Genomic DNA, 18,358 nt, shown 5'->3' on the forward strand with positions numbered 1-18,358 from the left:
CAAGCTTGCGCAAGCTTGCGCGGTCGACCTCGCAAACGCTGCCGATGGTTGTTGGCCGATAAAGGCTATGACGCCGAAGCTTTGCGCCGCTACTGCGACCGGTATCGGATGCAGCCGGTGATTCCTCTGCGCAGCATGAAGCGTAAACCTAAGCCGGGGTTGCCGAGACTGTTTGATCGTCCCAAGTACCGGCAGCGCAATATCATTGAGCGCATGTTCGGCTGGTTGAAAGAGAACCGCCGCATCGTTACGCGTTTCGACAAGCTTGCGAAAAGTTATGCGGCGATGGTCTCGCTGGCCTGCGCCATGAGGTGTTTACGACATTACTTTTCGTACAGAGCCTAGCGAAGGCTAAGCCCAACCCGATGATTAATGGTTACCAGGATTGGCTGGACGGGCTGATCAGTGCTGCACAAAAGTCCAAAAAATAATCGTACGCTCCAATGGCTGTATTTGTGGTTAGCACCCCTTCAAGCAGAATTCGTCTAGCGCCGTGTGGATCATTTTCCTGATACCTGCTTTCGTAGCTCTTCTGCAAAATACTTAACGGCCACTGGTATCTCGTTGCTCCCCAGCCTCAGTTCAATCATGACGTTGCCCAAAGCCGGTAGCCCTGTTGTGGCTGAGTCCAGCAGCTGCCAGGTTGGCTGCATCAAAGCAGAGGAGGTTGCAGTGATCGATAAGCCACTGTCGACGGCAAGCTGAACGCCTGCGACACCGGTACATTCGAATGCGATGCCATATTCTTTTTGGCCATCACTCAATGCCCTCAAGATTTGACTTCGATACCCGCATCCATGTGGGTACAAGGCAAGTGGAATCGGAGCGTTGGGCGACAGTACGAACGACTCAGCAGCTACCCACTGAAGCTGATCACACCTCAAGATTTCTCCATTTCCATCATTGTTGCGTCGGGTGACCAATGCCAGATCTAGCTCGCCTTTCTCAAGAGCAGAGAAAAGGTTTTGACTAATGTCGTTTCGAATTTGGAGACGCACGTTAGGACATCGTCGGGTGAATTCCTGCAACACTGGGAGGAGAAAAGCACTAGCGTAATCGTCTGGAATACCGAAGCGAACGGTGCCTGAAACTTCTTCTTTTATAAACAGTTCCATTGCTTCAGTGCTGAGCGCCAGCATTTTCCGTGCGTATTGAAGCAGCAGCTCTCCATCGCTGGTCAGCTCAGCCGTCTGATGGCCTCGATTAAGCAGTCGCTTACCAATTGAGTCCTCAAGCTTTTTGAGCTGAATGCTGATGGCTGCTTGTGTTTTGTGTAACCGTTGCGATGCGAGTGAAAGGCTCTTGCACTCGGCAATCGTCTTGAAGGTGTACAGGAGCGAAAGGTCTAAGTGTCGCAAGGAGCCGTCCTCACATTGGTAGATCGCGTGACCAGAAAAATGGCAGCGAGCTTCCTGGAAGCCTAAAAAATCATTAGGCGGGCAAGACAAAGGGTTGTCAAACGAACACCTTAGACCGGCGCAATATCTGATAACAGACCTTGGCAGCTGGGTTGGTCTGAACGGAAAGCTCCCTATTTGCCAGTCAGTCCGGTGAGCCGCTTGGTATTCCTCATGAATTTACCTATAGAGTTTTAGCTGGCAGGGCTGGTGGCTTAAATAGTTTTTAAGCCCGGCATTTCATTTATTAAATATCCGTCTACGACCCCATCCGATAAGTTGTGGTCAAGGCAGTTATCAACTCGAAAAAGCATTGCCGGACACGCATGCCTGATAGCCGCGATGACCAATTGGTTTCGCTGGAGAATAATAAATGACAACCGAATTTGACTATGTGATTGCTGGTGCTGGCTCTGCTGGTTGTGTGTTGGCACGCCGACTTTCTGATGCAGGACATAAGGTTCTTCTTCTTGAGGTTGGCCCTTCAGATAAGTCCTGGATCATCCGAATGCCCGCAGGCTTGCGATCAGCCTTCAAACCAACCTCCAAGTACAATTGGTGGTATTACACCGAAGAACAAGCGCATCTAAATAAGCGGCGTGTTCAGCAACCGCGCGGCCGGGTGCTGGGGGGATCTTCCTCCATCAACGGCATGACCTGGTTGCGTGGTCATCCTACGGACTATGACCGTTGGGAGGTCGAGGGCGCGACAGGCTGGAGCTGGGCCGATTGTGCTCCCTACTTTAAGAAAATCGAATCCRGCGTTATTGACTCCTGCTATCGCGGTCAAAGTGGGCCTATCAAAGCTCAGCGCCAAGAGCACCTTAGCCCGCTAAACGCGGCGTTTCTGGATGCTGGTCAACAGGCCGGTTTTCCGCTTACGGATGATGTGAACGGCTTCCAGCAGGAGGGAGTCTCTCGCTTTGAAATGAGCGTTAGAGACGGCATTCGAAACAGTGCCGCCTATGGCTACCTTCACTCGATGGGCGCACATCCAAACCTGACGATCTGGCTTGGCTGTGAAGTCCAGAAGATCATTCTCGAAGGTCATCGCGCTGCGGGCTTCGAGGTGCTCTATAAGGGCCGAATAATTGATGTTCGAGCCAGACGTGAAGCAATTGTCTCGTGCGGTGTTTTCGGTTCTGCACAGCTGCTGATGCTTTCAGGTATCGGGCCGGCGGAACATCTGCGCGAGCATGGGATTTCGTGCAAAGTGGACTTGCCGGGAGTTGGAGAGAACCTGCAAGACCACCTTGAATGCCACATTCAAATTGAGACTAAGGAGCCCATCTCGCTCAATCGAGAGTTGCAGCCTCATCGCATGCTGTGGGCTGGTGTGCAATGGTTCGGTCTGAAAAAAGGGGTTGCCTCTGTCAATCAATGCCACGTTGGTGCATTTCTCAACAGTTCGTCGACAGCACCGCACCCTGATATTCAGTTCCACTTTTTCCCGGTGTTCTTTGACAAAAACTGGATACCAGTTTCCACAACGTATGGTTACCGAATAGGGGTAGGGCCGATGCGACCGACCAGTCGCGGCACAGTCAGACTTCGTAGCTCCAAGGTATCCGATCCACTGTTGATCGATCCTAACTACATGGCTACGGAAGAGGATTGGAGAGTCATGCGCGAGGCAATGCGATTAGGGATCGAGTTCGCCAATCAGCCTGCCCTCAAGCGTTACAACTTCCGTGAGGACACTCCAGGTACTCATATCCGTGGTGGTAAAGCCATGGACGAGTTCATCCGTGAGGACGCTGCCAGTGCCTACCACCCCTGTGGTACATGCAAGATGGGCAGCAGCAAGGACTCGATGGCCGTAGTGGACAGCCAGTTAAGAGTGTTCGGAATCGAGAATCTTCGAGTGATCGATGCGTCGGTTTTTCCTTCTGTTCCGAGCGCGAACATCAACGCAGCGACAATCATGCTCGCTGAGAAAGCCAGCGACATCCTTTTGAGTAAACCAGCGTTGCAACCCGAAGCTCTACCTTTCCACTGCCAACTCTCTTCGCCCATGGCTCATATCGCATCGGCCTAGCGTCTAGTTGAGTCGGCAGAACCAGGAGACCAAACATGTCACAAATCGAACGACGTGAAGCCAGCGGTGCAGAGAGAGAACAGTGTCGAAATTGGGAAATTTGGGAAAGCGGTGATACGGATCGTTTTGAGTACAGCTACGACCAAGACGTCCAGTTTGTTGTGCAGCGTGGCGAGGCCGTAATTCATAGCCATTCGAATCCTCCAGTGGCAATCAGTCCAGGCAACCACGTCATTATTCGTAAAGGGGTGGAAGCGGTTTGGAAAATCTCGTCACCCATAGTGAATCGGTATCAATACATCTGATTTTTGCAGATGCGGCAGAGGTATTAAGTCTTCGGAGGAATAGATTTCGGAAGTATCAAGAACGCCCATCTCGTGAAGCATTTTATAGATGTTTCAATCAAAAGAATTAGCTAGAGACAGGCTCAATCATCTATCTGCCAAACCTAATAATTACACCAATTGGAGATTTTCGATGATCACGTATTTTTCATATGCGAAGAAAGCTAGTTGCTGGATGGCAGGAGCCATCTTGCTGAGCGCGGCAACTCTCGCGCAAGCCGATGAACCCAAGCCTGTTGTTATCGGTTGGGTTAACTGGGCTGACGCTGAGATCACCACAAAGCTCGCGACACTGGCCTTGCAGGATCAAATTCAGCAGCCTGTGAAACTGGTAATGGCCGACATCGGCATTCAGTTCCAAGCCATGTCCACCGGAAAGGTCGACATGATCCCGATGGCGTGGCTGACATATAGCCACAAGCCATTCTGGGAAAAGTACAAGGATAAGCTTGAGGATCTCGGGGTTCTCTATGAGGGCCGCCTGGGCCTGGCAGTTCCTGCGAGCATCCCGCAAAGCGAAGTCTCAAGTATCGAGGACTTGAACAAGCCTGAGGTCAGGGAGAAATTTGGCGGCAAGATACTGACATCGGAAGTCGGTAAYGGCCAATACAAGACGGCGACTCGTGCTATCGCAGATTACAAGCTTGATGGCTACAAGCTTGTAGCGTCTTCCGAGACCGGCATGCTCAATGAGTTTGATCGGAACACCAAACGTGGTCAGTGGGCCYTGCTCAACGCCTGGAGTCCACATTGGATGTTTTCCACCTGGTCGCTGCGATACCTCGATGATCCGAAAGAAGTCTACGGTAAGGCAGAGCAAATCCACGCAGTGGGTCGCAAGGGATTCACTCAAGACTTCCCGCAAGTGGCGTATTTTTTTGGTCACTTCACCATCCCGATGAAAGACTTGGAAAGCATGATGAAAGCTGCGCGCGAGTCGTCAGCCGACCAAGTGGTTGCAGAGTACTACACCGCTCATAAAGATACCTTCACAGCCATGTTCCAAGGTGCACCTTCGATCACCGCACAGACACCTTGAACATATCGCTTCCCTCGGGCCGCCGCTGAAAACCGGCGGTCTGTTCCCTACGCTTCAGCCCTCCATAAGTGCGGCTTCTGACAACAAGCAGGGAGAGGCAGGATGCGCCCGCTGTGTCTACAGCCGGTTGAGTACAAGTGAGCCAGGCAAAAGTGAAAATCCGTCTATCGCAATACTTCTTGATGACGTCCGCAATTTCCGTGAGAGGGATAATGCTCAACAGAAGCGAGCGCATCGCTACGGGGTGTGGGTTAGTGGCGATTGTCCTGTGGAGCACTGCCGCAGGATTGATTAGAAGCGTAAGCGAAACCTTCGGGCCATGGGGAGGTGCAGCTTTGATCTACACGTTGGGTGCGATTCTGCTCTTGGGCCTACTAGGCATACCACGCCTGCGATCCACACCTTTTCACTATCTACTGTTGGGAAGTGCATTTTTTGTGGCGTATGCGGTTTGTCTATCCTTGGCTTTGGGTTTCGCCAGCACTCGTATCCAGGCCATCGAAGTCGGTGTCGTGAATTACCTTTGGCCCTGTCTGACGGTGCTTCTCGCGATCATCATGAATGGGCAAAAGGCCCGTTGGCTCATTGCGCCGGGGACTGCGTTAGCGCTATTCGGTATTTTATGGGTGGTGAGCGGTGACGGCCTATCACCGTCTAGTATCGTCGCCAACATTGAGTCCAACCCCTTGAGCTATGGTCTTGCAGTCGCATGTGCGATCACTTTCGCGCTTTACTGCAATGTCACCCGGCGTTATGCGGGAGGAGAGAACCTCGTGGTGCTGTTCTTCATTTTGACGGCCATCGTGCTATGGGCAAAGTACTTGGCCAGCGGTGAAACAATCACGGCTTTTGACCTACGCAATAGTATCGAACTGCTTGCAGCGGGTGCGGCTATGGCGGTGGGGTACGCGCTATGGAATGTTGGTATTTTGCGGGGAAATCTAACCCTGCTCGCTACAGCCTCCTACACCACCCCAGTGATGTCATCAGCATTTGCTTCCGCATGGCTTGGTGCTCAATTGACAGGTCAATTCTGGCAAGGGGCGGTTATGGTTACCGTGGGTTCGCTGATTTGTTGGCAAGCTACGCGAGATCGTTCGACCTGGTTCCGATTGCGCTGAGTAATATCCGATATTGTCTGATAGCTGCCTACCGAGAATGTTTGCAAACGACCCAATGGAGCCCTTGGCGGATTCCCCAGGCCAGCAGCTTGTTGTTGGAAGAAGCCGCCCCGTTCACTTCAAACTCTGCTCGATCCAATCTGCCTTCGTCTTCAAATGAATACCGTATGTGGCATTAAGGGGCGGTTATTCGTTGAACCCGGCCAGCAAAGCATCCAGCACACTGCGCACGGCCGGAACCATGCCACGTCTGGATGGGAAGAGGGCGTGCAGGCTGCCGCTGGGCGATGGCCATTCGGGCAACACTTGGACGAGGCTTCCTAGTTTCAAATCGTCCTGAACCAAGCTAAGTGGTAGCTGCGCGACACCAACTCCCCTCAATGCCGCATCGCGCAGCGTTTCCAAATCGTCGGTCGCTAATCTGGGTTGATGAGTGAAAGCGACATGCTGGGGCGTCAAGAAATGCCATTGGTATTTGTCGTTTGTATTGGCCATAGCCAATGTAGGTAGGTGTGCCAGATCATTCAGGTCAGCGAGCGTTGCGTGCTGTGCCAACAACGCGGGACTGGCGACCAGGATGCGGTGTGACGTCAGCAGGGGCAGCATTGTCAGCTCGGAGTCTTCTAGTGGCGGCAAGCGAACGCGCAGGGCAATGTCCAGTCCTTCCTCGATCACATCGACACGTCGGTTGGTCGCATCAAGCATGATCCGTACTGACGGGTTGTCTACCAAGTACTGAGTCAGAATGGCGCTAACCCCCATCTGCAAAACGCCTAATGGGCAACTGATTCGCACCACGCCTTGGGGAGAGGCCAGCGTCTGATCGATGGCAGTCTTCGCTGCCCGGACTTCCTCCACCAGTGCCACGCAATGCTGATGGAAAAGACGACCGGCGTCCGTCAAGGAAACCCGCCGTGAGTTGCGATTAAGCAGGCGTACGCCCAGTTCCAACTCCAGCGCGCTGACTCTACGGCTGAGCATTGAGGTTTGCAGCCCCAGTGCTGTTGCCGCGGCGGTAAATCCGCCGTGATCCACCACCTTGGCGAAGAAGTACATGTTGTTCAAATCCGTCAAAGGTTCCATGGCTCCATCTCGTGGTGATCTGATCGTTCTATTTTTCACAACGTATCATTGATTTTTACGCTGTTTTTCTCCGCTCGTTTCAAAATTATGCTCTGTCACGCGGCAATCGGCCGTTTTATTAGGAGCTGAAATGTTAGTGCACCGACTCAAGGCTGATCTCGGTGGCGGCGATTATGGCTGGCTCAAGGCCAGGCATCATTTCAACGTCACTGTCGACGGCAATCCCGCACATCATCCACTGGGGGCACTGGTGGTCTGGAACGACGACGAGATAGCGCCGGGTACCGGCTTCCCCATGCATGGTCATGAAAGCATGGAGATTGTCAGTTACGTATTGGAAGGCGCGGTGACCCATCGCGATAGCGCAGGCGGACAAGGACGCACTGAGGCAGGTGATGTGCAGGTCATGAGCGCCGGCACCGGTATACGCCATGAAGAGCGCAACACGGGGATCGTGTCATTGAGACTCTTTCAGATCTGGTTGCGGCCGCGTGAGAGTGGTGGGCATCCCCGTTGGAATACGCGTCCATTTCCCAAGTCTGATCGGGCTGGTCAATGGGCCGTTCTGGCTAGCGGGATGTCTGACGATGAAAACGCTTTGCCCATTGGTGCCGATGCACGTGTGCTTGGAGCAACGCTCAAGGCTGGTCAGCGCATGAGCACTAGTTGCGCTAATACTCGCCAGGCTTATCTGGTACCAACGCATGGCGTAGTGACAGTCAACGGTGAAAGGGTCGAAGCGGGGGATGGTATTGCCATTTTTGACGAGACCCAGCTTGTGGTCGAGGCCATTGAAGATACCGAAGTGGTACTGGTCGAGGTGTTTCGACCATGAATACGATCATCATGACAGGCGGGACGTTCGGCCTGGGAGAAGTGGCTGCGCAGCGCTTGAGCGCATCCCCCGATACCCGACTGATCATTGGCGGGCGGGAGACCCGCCTGCCGTTGGAGTTAGCGAGGCTGGACAGTATCAAGCAGTTTGCCAGGCAAGTACTCGATACGCTGGGCAAGACAAAGATCAATGCCCTGGTACTCAATGCCGGCCTCAGCTTTCCCACCGCGGCTCGCTCGATGGATGGCTACGAAACCACTTTTGCGGTCAATCACCTGGGCCACTATCTACTGTTACGTCTTCTCGCGCCGTCGCTGGCGCGAAATGCCATTGTGGTGCTGACCACCAGTAATACCCACGATCCGATGTTCAGTCCGGTAGCCCCGTTTCCGTTTGTTGATGCACGACAACTGGCGTATTACAACCTTGAGAAAGGGTCGCATGGCAGTATTGCTTTCGAGTCCGGATTTCGCGCCTATGCGACTTCGAAACTGTGCAATCTGCTGACGGCGCGTGCCTTCGCCGCTTCAACCGAAGTAAACGCTCGCCGCTTGCGGGTTATCGCGTACAACCCGGGCTATACCCCCGGCACTGGTCTCGGGCGCAATTTACCGGCGGGGGCGCTTCCGGGGCCAGCCATGGCGTTGAGTCCCTACTTTGCAGAAGTCATGCGTATTCAAGCAGGAGAAGTCCTGGCCGATCTCGCACTGGGTCGAATTGTTCCGCCAAAAGGACGTCTGTATGCGTCTCTGGTAAGAGGTGAATTGACGTGGCCTGAACCATCAGAACTTGCTCAAAGCGATAAAGTTGCGCAGCAACTGTAGCGCGATAGCGAAATTTTGACTGGTATGGATTTCGACGCACTCCAATCTCGCATTTGACGCTGTGCTCCATTCGCACGCTCTGATTGGTCGTGTAGCCATGCCGACAATTTGGTCGATGTGACTGTGAACGCCCCCGTCTGAGAGTAACCCCATGATGTGAATCGCGCCCTGACGAGAAGCAGTGGTGCTCAGAAGCTTTTGCAATCGCTCGTTTTCACCAAGCGCTCCATCGTCTATGGCCTTGTTGATGCGCGTGAGGCTTTGATACACGATCCTCCCTGCGCCCAGATCCATATGGCCGACTTCCGAATTCCCCATTTGTCCTGGGGGCAGGCCTACAGCCAAACCTGATGTCTCAATTTGGTTGTTGGGGTACCTCTCCAGCAATGCATTCAGGGTTGGCGTATGTGCAGCGGCGAAAGCGTTCGATTCCAACTCATTCCGGATACCAACTCCATCCAGAATGATGAGTGTGCGAGTAGTCATGTTGCCGCCTTAGAAAATGTAATCGGTCGTAAGGAAGCTCGACTCACGATTGCGCAGGATGTTACTGATCAACGTCTTGCTGCTGTCCTGGAATTTCGCAGCCACTAATGTACGAATCGAGAACACACGCAGTGCATCGTGAACAGAAAGGGTGCCCTCAGCGGAGTTTTTGCGGCCATTGAACGGAAATGCATCCGGGCCTCGTTGGCACTGAGCATTGATGTTGATTCGTCCGACCTGGTTCGCAAAAATATCGATCAGCTTTGTAACTTCCTTGGAGTTGTTTCCAAAGATGCTGAGCTGCTGGCCGAAGTCCGATTGCACCACGTACTCGATCACGGTGTTGATGTCTCGGAAAGGCACGATCGGTACCACCGGCCCAAACTGTTCTTCCTGGTAAACGCGCATGGCCGACGATACTGGGTATAAAACGGCTGGATAAAAGAACGTCTCGCACGACTGCCCACCGTTCTCGTTAATGACCTTCGCGCCTTTGGCGACTGCATCGTTGATGACGCCAGCGGGGAAACTATCCCGGAATGCTTCAAGCAGAGGGCGGATGAGCAACACGCCAAACTTCGCAGGTTTGAAAACCACCGTGTTGCCCATGATCAGCGCTGGGATGAGCGTCGTGAATGTTTCGTTTAGTGGGTAGTTGTACGGCCCCATGCGCAGGGTCACCCCGATGGGTACTCGCCGAATGTGGCCTAGAGTGTCTTGTTCGAGCCGTCGATTGCAGCCCTTCGAGATGGCTCTAAAAAGTCAGCGACTTAGTTGGCATTTTTTAAAATATCGGCCTGCTAATTTTGGCGCCAGCTGAGAATTGGATAGCTTTTCGGCGGCCTCATTTCGAGGTTTTTCGGCTCTTGATTGGCCATGTGCAACAGCAACAGATAACCCTGTATACGCTTGGCCAGGGGCAGCGTTTACAAGGGGCAAAAACGAGCCCTGCCAATGGGCTCGTTTTTTTTGCAGGCAGTGTTTGAGTTACCAACCCAGCTGCTTGTTGAACGACAGCGCGTCATAGTAATCATGCTGCGTCGCGATCTTGTCGTTCTTCAACCGAATGAAACTGACGCCCTTGAAGGACAACGGCTTGTTGGTTGCTGGCGTTTCAGGTGCCCAGGCACCGGTATTGTTCCCGTCGAACTGCCATTCAAAAGCAATGTTGTCGCCGTCGATAACCGGCTGGCCAACCATCTGCCACTTCAGATCGGGCACCGCATCGATAAAGAGTTTGATGACCTCGACCCTGGCAGCTTCCCTGCCGACTTTAGGAACGCCTACCGAGGCGTCCAGAAATTCCCCGTTCTCGGCAAAATATTGTGCCGCCGCGTCCGGGTCGTGTTTGTTCCACGCGCTCATGTAAGCGTTGATGACGTCCAAGGTGTTCTGTTTGTCCGCTGCAACCGAAAACTGGGCAAACAACACGAAGGCAAGAATGCTGGCGATGCGTAGCGATATCCGGTGCATGGTATTTCCTCTTCGATTATTGCTGTTGTGGGAGAGTCGGAAAACAGTTTTGCCAAGGCGTGCAGCTATCTACCGCGGCACCGGCAGCTCAACCAGCGACCACTCGATCGACAGAGGTTTGAGCTTGTGTACTTTGGCGGCAGCAGGGCGGCTGGCCATGTTGCCGACGAACCAGTTCGCCGAATTGGCCGCGATGATCCGGCCTTCGCCGTTGATGATGAATGCCTCATTCTTCATGCACAGCAGGCAACGGGTGAGCAGTTGATCGAATTCGTGCAGGGCGATATCCGCCGCGGCGACGCCAACAAAATGCCCGCCGGCGAAAATCGGCACGGAGAACGCCAGTATGTAGAGTTCGGTGCCATAGAGATCCACGAACGGCCCTTCGACCGAGGCTTCGCCCGTCAGCTTGGGGCGTGTGAACCAGGGCATGCCCTGGTAGTTGTAGAAGCTTTCGCTTTGCCGGTTGAAGTTCAGCATCATTGGGGCGACTTTTCCGCTCGAGGGGCGGTAGAACCATTCCAGGAACAGCTCTTGATCGGCGAGTTCCCCCGGTTCCAGCACGACACCGGTCCCATGAATATAGTTGTCGTGTTCTGACAGGCGCTCTTCGATGGTCGGCTGTAAAAAAGCCAGGTCCTTCGACGTTGGTTTTTTGCCTTCGGCGTCAAGCGCGCTCCAGACCGTCACCACTTCTTCGGCCAGCGTATTGAGTTGCTCGAACACCTTGCAGAGGATGTCCTCCAGGCGCTGGGTGCACTGGCGAAGCTCGTCATTTTTTTCCATTGTGGTCATTGCGATGTGCTCTCTTGCTGCCCAAGCAGGGCAAAGCGCAGATCCATCAGGCGCTTAATGCCGTCTTTGACATGGGCTTCTGTCAGGGCCCTGGCCAGATTGGATTCGCCGGCCATCACGGCCTGCAGGATGGCCCGGTGCCCATCAATGGCAGTACGTTTCTGAACGTCGGTCGTGGAGATCCATTGCAGCTCGCCCATTTCGGCCTGCAGGCGCATTTCCGCGTGGGTCAGCCGCACCGATTGTGCGGCCACGGCAATTTCGATGTGGAATCGAGCGTCCGCCCGACGAAGCTCGCTTCGGGTGGAGGCGTCCTGCAACGCCGTGACGAAGTTTTCCAGCCGTTGGTGCTGGGTGCTGGAGGATCGGCTGGCGGCCAAGCCTGCGGCGGTCGCCGAAATGGCAATCTGTTCGTCGCAGAGGTCGCGTAGTTCCAGCGAGCTCATGGCGCTCAACCTGGCCTTGAGAAACTCATCCGAAACTTCCACGGGGGCGCAGACGAAACTGCCGCCGTTTCTGCCGCGTTTAGTGGCAACAACGCCGCGCTGACGAAGAATGGCCAGGGCATCGCGCAGGGTCACGGTGGCCACGCCGAAGCGGGTTGCCAGCTCACTTTCGCTGGGCAATTGTTCGCCCACGCCAATCAGGCCCAGCTCGATGACCTCGATCAGTCGGCGAGCCACTTCCTCGGGCTTGCCTTCCTGACTGACCTGCAGCAGGGAAAGGCGGTTCACTTTATTCAGTTGAGTCATCTACTCGCCACAAAAAATATGAAACTAGGTTTCTTTTAGTCATATCCAGCCTTTCGCGCAACAGCAAAGTCAGATTTAGCTAAATCTTAGGCGCCTGCATGTCGTTTATAGGTAAAAGCGACGGACTGTTTGGCAGTCGACCAATCATAAGATATGGTTCCATATGTTTAATAAAAGCCTGGCTCCTGCATCCGACGGGAGCGGTACTGGCACTGACACAGAGGAATGGCACGTCATGACGAATCCAACACTTGGCACCTGGGAAGCTCGCGCACAGGCACTGAAGATAGAAGGGCGCGCGTTTATCGGTGGGGACTACACCCACGCCATCGAGGGGGAAACCTTCGATTGTTTGAGCCCGATCGATGGCCGCCTGCTGACCCAGGTCGCCAGCTGCTCGGCTGCTGACGCCGATCGCGCGGTTGAGGTAGCCCGTGCCACCTTCGATTCGGGTGTCTGGTCGCGCATGGCGCCGGCGAACAGAAAGCAGGTCATGATTCGTTTTGCCGAGCTGCTGGAAGCCAATGCCAACGAACTGGCCCTGTTGGAAACCCTGGACATGGGCAAGCCGATCAGCGATTCGCTGGCGGTCGACGTGCCACAAGCGGCCCAGGCGCTGGGCTGGAGCGGCGAGGCTATCGACAAGATCTACGACGAAGTCGCGGCCACCCCCCATGACCAGCTCGGCCTGGTGACCCGCGAGCCGGTCGGCGTGGTCGCCGCCATCGTGCCGTGGAACTTCCCGCTGATGATGGCCTGCTGGAAGCTGGGCCCGGCGTTGTCGACCGGTAACTCGGTGATCCTCAAGCCATCGGAAAAGTCCCCGCTGACCGCCATCCGCATTGCCCAGCTGGCGATCGAAGCCGGCATTCCGGCCGGCGTGTTCAACGTGCTGCCAGGTTATGGCCACACCGTCGGAAAGGCCCTGGCCCTGCACATGGACGTCGACACGTTGGTGTTCACCGGCTCGACCAAGATCGCCAAGCAGCTGCTGATCTACTCCGGCGAGTCGAACATGAAGCGCGTCTGGCTGGAAGCCGGCGGCAAGAGCCCGAACATCGTCTTCGCCGATGCGGCGGACCTTCAGGCTGCGGCCGAATCGGCAGCCGGCGCCATTGCCTTCAACCAGGGTGAAGTCTGCACCGCCGGCTCACGCCTGCTGGTGGAGCGCTCGATCAAGGACAAATTCCTGCCGCTGGTGCTCGAAGCGCTCAAGGGCTGGAAACCGGGCAACCCGCTGGACCCGGCCACCAACGTTGGCGCGCTGGTGGATACCCAGCAGATGAACACGGTGCTCTCCTACATCGAATCCGGTCACAACGACGGCGCCAAACTGCTGGTGGGCGGCAAGCGCACCCTGCAGGAAACCGGCGGCACCTACGTCGAACCGACCATTTTCGACGGCGTCAGCAATGCCATGAAGATCGCCCAGGAAGAGATCTTCGGCCCGGTGCTGTCGGTGATCACCTTCGACAGCGTCGAAGAGGCCATCAATATCGCCAACGACACCCCGTACGGTCTGGCCGCTGCCGTGTGGACCGCCGACATCTCCAAGGCACACCTGACCGCCAGGGCGCTGCGTGCCGGTAGCGTCTGGGTCAACCAGTACGACGGCGGTGACATGACCGCGCCGTTCGGTGGTTTCAAGCAATCGGGCAACGGTCGCGACAAGTCGCTGCATGCGTTCGACAAGTACACCGAGCTGAAGGCGACCTGGATCAAGTTGTAAGTCAGCACAACAAAAAACAATAACTGCCGACAGGACAATGTCCTCAGGATAACAAGATGAACAGTTCCGAATTCTCCGCGGCTGATAGCGATGCCGCTCAGCTCAGGGCGCTTGGCTATACGTCGAACTTCGAAAGAAGCATGAGCCTCTGGGAAAACTTTGCGTTGGGCTTCACCTACCTTTCCCCGGTCGTGGGCGTTTATACGCTCTTCGGCTTGTGTCTGGCGGCAGGTGGGCCGCCAATGTTCTGGTCGTACTTGCTGGTGGGTCTGGGGCAGATGCTTGTCTGCCTGATCTTCTGTGAAGTGGTTTCGCAATTCCCGATTTCCGGGGGCGTTTATCCGTGGGCACGCCGCCTGGTGGGCAAGCGCTGGGCCTGGATGGTGGGCTGGATCTACTCCGTGTCGTTGTGCGTGACCATTGCGGCCGTAGCGCTGGGCGCCGGTCCTTACATCGCCGCCATGCTTGGCTTCGAGCCGAGCCCGGTGACCAATACCCTGGTCGCCCTGGCGCTGACAGTGATGGCCACCGCGCTGAACCTGAGCGGGACCAAGCTGTTGGCCAAAGTCGCAATGTTCGGTTTCATCTGCGAGCTGCTAGGCGCCATTGTGATCGGTGGCTACCTGCTGATCTTCGAACGTCACCAGCCGCTTTCGGTGCTGTTCAATACCTTCGACATCAGCATCGATGGCAGCTACTGGCCGGCATTCCTGACCGCTTCTCTGGCTGGCATGTTCCTCTACTATGGGTTCGAGGCGTGCGGTGATGTGGCTGAAGAAACACCGAACCCGAGCAAGCGTATTCCCAAGGCCATGCGCATGACCATCTACATCGGTGGTGGTGCAGCGATCTTCGCCGCGTTGGCATTGATCCTTGCGGTTCCGGATATTGCCAAGGTGATTTCCGGCGAAGACAAGGACCCGATGTACACCATCATGGTCAACGCCTTCGGGCCTACCGGATGGCAAGTCGTGACGGCGGTGATCACCGTTTCCTTCGTGTCCTGCGTGCTCAGCTTGCAGGCGGCGGCCAGTCGTTTGCTGTATTCCTTTGCCCGGGACGAAATGGTCATGGGCAGCCGCGTACTCAAGCGCCTTTCGCCCACCACACGTGTTCCGACTGCAGCCCTGATCACCTGCGGCGTGATCCCGGCGGCCATCGTTTGTGCAGGGTTCTTCCTGGAGAACGCCATCGCGATCGTCGTCAGCTTCGCGGCCATCGGCATTTACCTGTCGTTCCAGATGATCGTAGGCGGGGCGCTGTTCGCTCGAATTCGCGGCTGGAAACCGGCAGGTCAGTTCACCTTGGGCGGGTGGGGCTGGATCGTGAATATTCTGGCGCTGGTCTACGGCTTGCTGGCGATTGTCAACATGTCCTGGCCGCGTACGCCCGATGCCCCTTGGTACAGCAACTACGGCATCCTGCTCACCGCCGCCGTGGTCATCGGCATTGGCTTGTTTTATATGGCCGTGTTCAAGCCCTATGACAAAGGCAATGCACCCTTTGCCGATGCCTGGAAGTTGCACAAGCGATAAACCGCAGGCGTGAACTCTCCTCGTACTTGCTGCATGGACGGCAAGCACGAGGGGGTTGACCCCAAAAGCGGCGAGCCTATTTCATTGCCATGCCGCCACCGAGCTCTCCACTACCTTTCTTCCTTCCTGCCTCCGTGCACACAAAACATCGTGCTTTCATCGTCGAGGAAAGCCTGCTGAATCTGTTTCAGTGACTCAAAATAGGGGCCGGTACTTATAGTGAAAAAGATCGAGACTCTCCTTGCCCTCATCAACTTTGACAATCCTGTCCAACTCATGATTTCAGCTGAAACGAATGTCAAGCGAGCGAAGATGCGTCTGTAACCCGGCATCCTGAATGGGGATCAAAAATGCTTCTTGATCCGACTCGTTGAAATGAGCGTGCCAGTAGCCCGGAGGGGTCACAAATGCCAACCCAGGCGCCCAATCCACCCGAACAGGATTACGTATTTGGCCATTAGCATCCAGTTCAGTCCCAACCAGTGAGTAGCAACCCGTTGGGCAGTCGATGATGAAGTCCAGTGCGATGGACTGGTGCCGGTGCGGTTTCTGGATCGAACCCGCAGGGAGAATCCCGTACATGGCCCAGAGCACGTGGGTCACGGTTCTGGTTTGCGGAAAATTGCGATTGCCTAACAAAATGCTGATACGGCTGCGATCTTGAGCGCGCGGGTCATTAGCCGCTTCACGCAGCTTCGCGTTGGCGGTCTGCGCTGGATATAGCGTTGGTGCGAACCGATCAGTGCTGCCAGTGACACCCAGATAACGCAGCAGGGGCTCGTCATGCACATAGTAGAGACGAGCATCCTCAGTGGCACTGAAACAGGCGCCCATAAGACCTGGCAGCGCAATGAAGCAGCCTTTGGACCATTCAATGACGTGTTCACCCTGAATCACCTTGCCTGCGCCGGCAATCACATAAAAAACCTGTGAGGTCGCATTGGGCTGGAGTGTAAGGCTGTCACCCGCATTGAGACGGATGAAGTTTGCGCACAGGCCCGGTCCTGTTGCGGGACCTTCACAGCCCAGGGCATCACTCAAGTCCAGTGGTACAACCCGCGATGGCCCGCTGTCATAGAGTGTTGCCGCAAAGCTGTGGTATGGAATTCGGCTGATAAGGTTGGCGCTGATCGGGTTCGCCGCCTTGCTGTACTCGAAGTACTCGGCTTCCCGTTCGTTTGCCTGCATTACGTCAGCTGCATCGCGGTTGAGTGGGTTATTCATGGTCATCTCTGGCCAGGTTGCCGGTGGAGTTGATCAGTGCAATGCCGGCTGCCGCTCCTKCACCACTCAGGAAGGACGTTGGCAATGCCCAGAACATGGGCAGCGAGGTGATGATCCCGGCCGTTGCGATGACCAGGCCGGTAATGGCCAGCCAAGGGGTCAACGGAAAGAACGCGCAGATCAGAAAACCCGGTATTGCCACCAACAATGGAATCACTGCGTGCCAACGACGCTCGCGGTGGCGATCAGAGCTTCTGCCAGCCAGGTACATGCCCAGCAGGGCTGCCAGATAKGGCACTGCCGAAATGATTCCGATCATCCTGGGATCAGTGATACCCGAGTTGCTGATGATGCTGGGCTGCCAGAAGCCGATGGTGCTGGTCCCCATGACCAGTAAAAACAGAATCCCGCACATCAACCACACTCGGCCGCCCAGCAGGCCCTGGCGCACTGAACTGTGTGTCTTGGTGCTGTTGTCGTTGCTGATCTCCTCGGCTACCAGTGTTCTTTCCTCGTCGCTCAGCCATTTGGCGTCGGCGACTTTGTCGGTCAGGAAGAACATCACCACGAAACCCAGTATCAGTGCCGGTGCAGCTTCGATGATGAATAACCATTGCCACCCCGCCAGGCCGTGCACATCGTTCATGGTATGCRGGATATAGCCCGATACCAGGCCACTGAGGATGCCGGAGACTGGATTGCCCGCCATCAGGAGCGCAACCATCTTGCCCCGACGATGAGCAGGAAACCAAAGGGTGAGATAGAGCACGATGCCCGGGAAAAAGCCTGCTTCGGCAATACCCAGGAAGAAGCGCGCGATGTAGAACTGCATCGGTGTCTGCACCAGCGCAGTCGCCGCCGAGATCAGCGACCAGGTGATCATGATGCGAGCGATCCAGCGTCGCGCTCCGACCCGGTGCAGGATCATGTTGCTAGGCTCTGTACGAAATCAGCCGAAACCAATTTGAACGCCACCGGGGTCGAGATTCAGTAAAGTCCGCGTCCATCAAAGGCAGGAGCCCACGATGGCCAAACGGTACGAACTCCCCGATGCAGCCTGGGATTTGGTTGCAGATATCTTCGATGAACCTCGCCGTAGCGGGCGCCCCCGAACAGATGATCGCGTGATGCTCAACGGCGTCCTTTGGGTGCTCTGTTCTGGCGCTGCCTGGCGCGACATGCCTGAGCGCTTCGGCCCATGGTCAACGGTCTATCAACGTTTTCGTGACTGGCGTAATCGCGGCACGTTTGACCAGATGCTCAAGCGGCTTCACATCAAGCTCAATGAGCAAGGGTTAATTGATCTGCAGACCTGGATGATTGACTCCACGGTAGTACGCGCAACCCGGGCCTCTTCTGGTGCCGGGAAAAAAGGGGGCCTGAAGAACCGCAAGATCACGCGCTCGGACGAAGCCGGGGAGGCCTGACCACCAAAATCCACATGCTGTGCGATGCCAACGGCGTACCACTGAAATTTCTATTGTCGGGCGGGCAAGCCAGTGACATCGCTTATGCCCAGCCGTTGCTGGATGAGGTGTACATACCAAGCTTGCGCGGTCGACCTCGCAAACGCTGCCGATGGTTGTTGGCCGATAAAGGCTATGACGCCGAAGCTTTGCGCCGCTACTGCGACCGGTATCGGATGCAGCCGGTGATTCCTCTGCGCAGCATGAAGCGTAAACC

The 18,358-nt window shown here is 55.5% G+C and carries 17 protein-coding genes and 2 pseudogenes; 10 read left to right on the forward strand and 9 right to left on the reverse strand.

Features of this window, described 5'->3' with window-relative positions:
- Positions 1-345: transposase (locus AB4Z35_RS28265; RefSeq protein ID WP_442100812.1), on the forward strand; the 345-nt coding region annotated here is incomplete at its 5' end.
- A gap of 155 nt (positions 346-500) precedes the next feature.
- Here the strand turns inward: AB4Z35_RS28265 and AB4Z35_RS28270 are convergent.
- The gene (locus AB4Z35_RS28270) at positions 501-1,358 is read right to left on the reverse strand and encodes a LysR family transcriptional regulator (protein ID WP_442100813.1); all 858 of its coding nucleotides are present in this window, start codon (positions 1,356-1,358) and stop codon (positions 501-503) included.
- 412 nt (positions 1,359-1,770) lie between these two features.
- On the opposite strand from AB4Z35_RS28270, the gene AB4Z35_RS28275 reads away from it, so the two are divergent.
- The 4 genes from AB4Z35_RS28275 to yddG all read left to right on the forward strand — a co-directional run bounded on the left by AB4Z35_RS28275 (position 1,771) and on the right by yddG (position 5,939).
- Entirely contained in the window at positions 1,771-3,435 is a 1,665-nt protein-coding gene (locus AB4Z35_RS28275; protein WP_442100815.1) for a choline dehydrogenase, read from the forward strand.
- Between the two features lie 35 nt (positions 3,436-3,470).
- Entirely contained in the window at positions 3,471-3,740 is a 270-nt protein-coding gene (locus tag AB4Z35_RS28280; RefSeq protein WP_442100817.1) for a cupin domain-containing protein, read from the forward strand.
- A gap of 172 nt (positions 3,741-3,912) precedes the next feature.
- Positions 3,913-4,818 carry a glycine betaine ABC transporter substrate-binding protein gene (locus AB4Z35_RS28285; RefSeq protein WP_442100819.1) on the forward strand — a complete coding sequence of 302 codons (906 nt, stop codon included), beginning with the start codon at positions 3,913-3,915 and terminating at the stop codon, positions 4,816-4,818.
- Positions 4,819-4,955: 137 nt separating this feature from the next.
- A complete protein-coding gene (gene yddG, locus AB4Z35_RS28290) occupies positions 4,956-5,939 on the forward strand; it encodes an aromatic amino acid DMT transporter YddG (protein ID WP_442100821.1) in 984 nt (327 codons plus the stop codon).
- 186 nt (positions 5,940-6,125) lie between these two features.
- On the opposite strand, the gene AB4Z35_RS28295 is transcribed toward yddG, so the two are convergent.
- The gene (locus AB4Z35_RS28295) at positions 6,126-7,022 is read right to left on the reverse strand and encodes a LysR family transcriptional regulator (RefSeq protein WP_442100823.1); all 897 of its coding nucleotides are present in this window, start codon (positions 7,020-7,022) and stop codon (positions 6,126-6,128) included.
- A gap of 130 nt (positions 7,023-7,152) precedes the next feature.
- Between AB4Z35_RS28295 and AB4Z35_RS28300 the strand changes: the two genes are divergently transcribed.
- Together AB4Z35_RS28300 and AB4Z35_RS28305 are read left to right on the forward strand one after the other, a co-directional pair.
- Positions 7,153-7,857 (forward strand): pirin family protein, encoded by a 705-nt coding sequence (locus AB4Z35_RS28300; RefSeq protein ID WP_442100825.1) that lies wholly within the window; start codon positions 7,153-7,155, stop codon positions 7,855-7,857.
- Entirely contained in the window at positions 7,854-8,681 is an 828-nt protein-coding gene (locus tag AB4Z35_RS28305; RefSeq protein ID WP_442100827.1) for a hypothetical protein, read from the forward strand. The genes AB4Z35_RS28300 and AB4Z35_RS28305 overlap by 4 nt, the downstream gene beginning before the upstream one ends.
- On the opposite strand, the gene AB4Z35_RS28310 is transcribed toward AB4Z35_RS28305, so the two are convergent.
- The 5 genes and pseudogenes from AB4Z35_RS28310 to AB4Z35_RS28330 form a co-directional block, all read right to left on the reverse strand.
- The gene (locus AB4Z35_RS28310) at positions 8,640-9,167 is read right to left on the reverse strand and encodes a hypothetical protein (RefSeq protein WP_442100829.1); all 528 of its coding nucleotides are present in this window, start codon (positions 9,165-9,167) and stop codon (positions 8,640-8,642) included. The genes AB4Z35_RS28305 and AB4Z35_RS28310 overlap by 42 nt on opposite strands.
- A 9-nt stretch (positions 9,168-9,176) precedes the next feature.
- Positions 9,177-9,893 (reverse strand): annotated as a pseudogene (locus tag AB4Z35_RS28315) (aldehyde dehydrogenase family protein); the annotation flags it as partial.
- 261 nt (positions 9,894-10,154) lie between these two features.
- Positions 10,155-10,640: an ester cyclase gene (locus tag AB4Z35_RS28320; RefSeq protein ID WP_442100830.1), complete on the reverse strand. Its 486-nt coding sequence runs from the start codon at positions 10,638-10,640 to the stop codon at positions 10,155-10,157.
- A 69-nt stretch (positions 10,641-10,709) separates the two neighbouring features.
- The gene (locus AB4Z35_RS28325) at positions 10,710-11,435 is read right to left on the reverse strand and encodes a cache domain-containing protein (protein WP_442100832.1); all 726 of its coding nucleotides are present in this window, start codon (positions 11,433-11,435) and stop codon (positions 10,710-10,712) included.
- Positions 11,432-12,187, reverse strand: coding sequence for a FadR/GntR family transcriptional regulator (locus AB4Z35_RS28330; protein WP_442100834.1), 756 nt, complete (start codon positions 12,185-12,187; stop codon positions 11,432-11,434). The genes AB4Z35_RS28325 and AB4Z35_RS28330 overlap by 4 nt, the downstream gene beginning before the upstream one ends.
- Before the next feature lie 235 nt (positions 12,188-12,422).
- Between AB4Z35_RS28330 and AB4Z35_RS28335 the strand changes: the two genes are divergently transcribed.
- Both AB4Z35_RS28335 and AB4Z35_RS28340 read left to right on the forward strand, forming a co-directional pair.
- Entirely contained in the window at positions 12,423-13,916 is a 1,494-nt protein-coding gene (locus AB4Z35_RS28335) for an aldehyde dehydrogenase (protein WP_442100836.1), read from the forward strand.
- Positions 13,917-13,972: 56 nt separating this feature from the next.
- Positions 13,973-15,451, forward strand: a complete 1,479-nt coding sequence (locus AB4Z35_RS28340) for an APC family permease (RefSeq protein ID WP_442100838.1) — start codon at positions 13,973-13,975, stop codon at positions 15,449-15,451.
- A gap of 282 nt (positions 15,452-15,733) precedes the next feature.
- Here AB4Z35_RS28340 and AB4Z35_RS28345 read toward each other — a convergent pair whose 3' ends face one another.
- Both AB4Z35_RS28345 and AB4Z35_RS28350 read right to left on the reverse strand, forming a co-directional pair.
- On the reverse strand, positions 15,734-16,675 hold the full coding sequence (locus tag AB4Z35_RS28345) for a cupin (RefSeq protein WP_442100840.1): 942 nt from the start codon (positions 16,673-16,675) through the stop codon (positions 15,734-15,736).
- Complete coding sequence (locus AB4Z35_RS28350) at positions 16,668-17,603, reverse strand: MFS transporter (RefSeq protein ID WP_442100842.1); 936 nt, start codon at positions 17,601-17,603, stop codon at positions 16,668-16,670. Before AB4Z35_RS28350 ends, AB4Z35_RS28345 begins: the two co-directional genes overlap by 8 nt.
- Before the next feature lie 97 nt (positions 17,604-17,700).
- On the opposite strand from AB4Z35_RS28350, the pseudogene AB4Z35_RS28355 reads away from it, so the two are divergent.
- Positions 17,701-18,358 (forward strand): annotated as a pseudogene (locus tag AB4Z35_RS28355) (IS5 family transposase); the annotation flags it as partial.

The organism is Pseudomonas sp. KB_15 (genome assembly GCF_052114525.1).
Lineage (GTDB): Bacteria > Pseudomonadota > Gammaproteobacteria > Pseudomonadales > Pseudomonadaceae > Aquipseudomonas.

Bases quoted from the DNA above. Each gene is read 5' to 3' on its own strand.
- AB4Z35_RS28335 (WP_442100836.1), top strand. From the start codon at position 12,423: ATGACGAATCCAACACTTGGCACCTGGGAAGCTCGCGCACAGGCACTG.
- AB4Z35_RS28340 (WP_442100838.1), top strand. From the start codon at position 13,973: ATGAACAGTTCCGAATTCTCCGCGGCTGATAGCGATGCCGCTCAGCTC.
- AB4Z35_RS28305 (WP_442100827.1), top strand. From the start codon at position 7,854: ATGAATACGATCATCATGACAGGCGGGACGTTCGGCCTGGGAGAAGTG.
- AB4Z35_RS28295 (WP_442100823.1), bottom strand. From the start codon at position 7,022: ATGGAACCTTTGACGGATTTGAACAACATGTACTTCTTCGCCAAGGTG.
- AB4Z35_RS28300 (WP_442100825.1), top strand. From the start codon at position 7,153: ATGTTAGTGCACCGACTCAAGGCTGATCTCGGTGGCGGCGATTATGGC.
- AB4Z35_RS28280 (WP_442100817.1), top strand. From the start codon at position 3,471: ATGTCACAAATCGAACGACGTGAAGCCAGCGGTGCAGAGAGAGAACAG.
- AB4Z35_RS28310 (WP_442100829.1), bottom strand. From the start codon at position 9,167: ATGACTACTCGCACACTCATCATTCTGGATGGAGTTGGTATCCGGAAT.
- AB4Z35_RS28320 (WP_442100830.1), bottom strand. From the start codon at position 10,640: ATGCACCGGATATCGCTACGCATCGCCAGCATTCTTGCCTTCGTGTTG.
- AB4Z35_RS28325 (WP_442100832.1), bottom strand. From the start codon at position 11,435: ATGACCACAATGGAAAAAAATGACGAGCTTCGCCAGTGCACCCAGCGC.
- AB4Z35_RS28345 (WP_442100840.1), bottom strand. From the start codon at position 16,675: ATGAATAACCCACTCAACCGCGATGCAGCTGACGTAATGCAGGCAAAC.
- AB4Z35_RS28330 (WP_442100834.1), bottom strand. From the start codon at position 12,187: ATGACTCAACTGAATAAAGTGAACCGCCTTTCCCTGCTGCAGGTCAGT.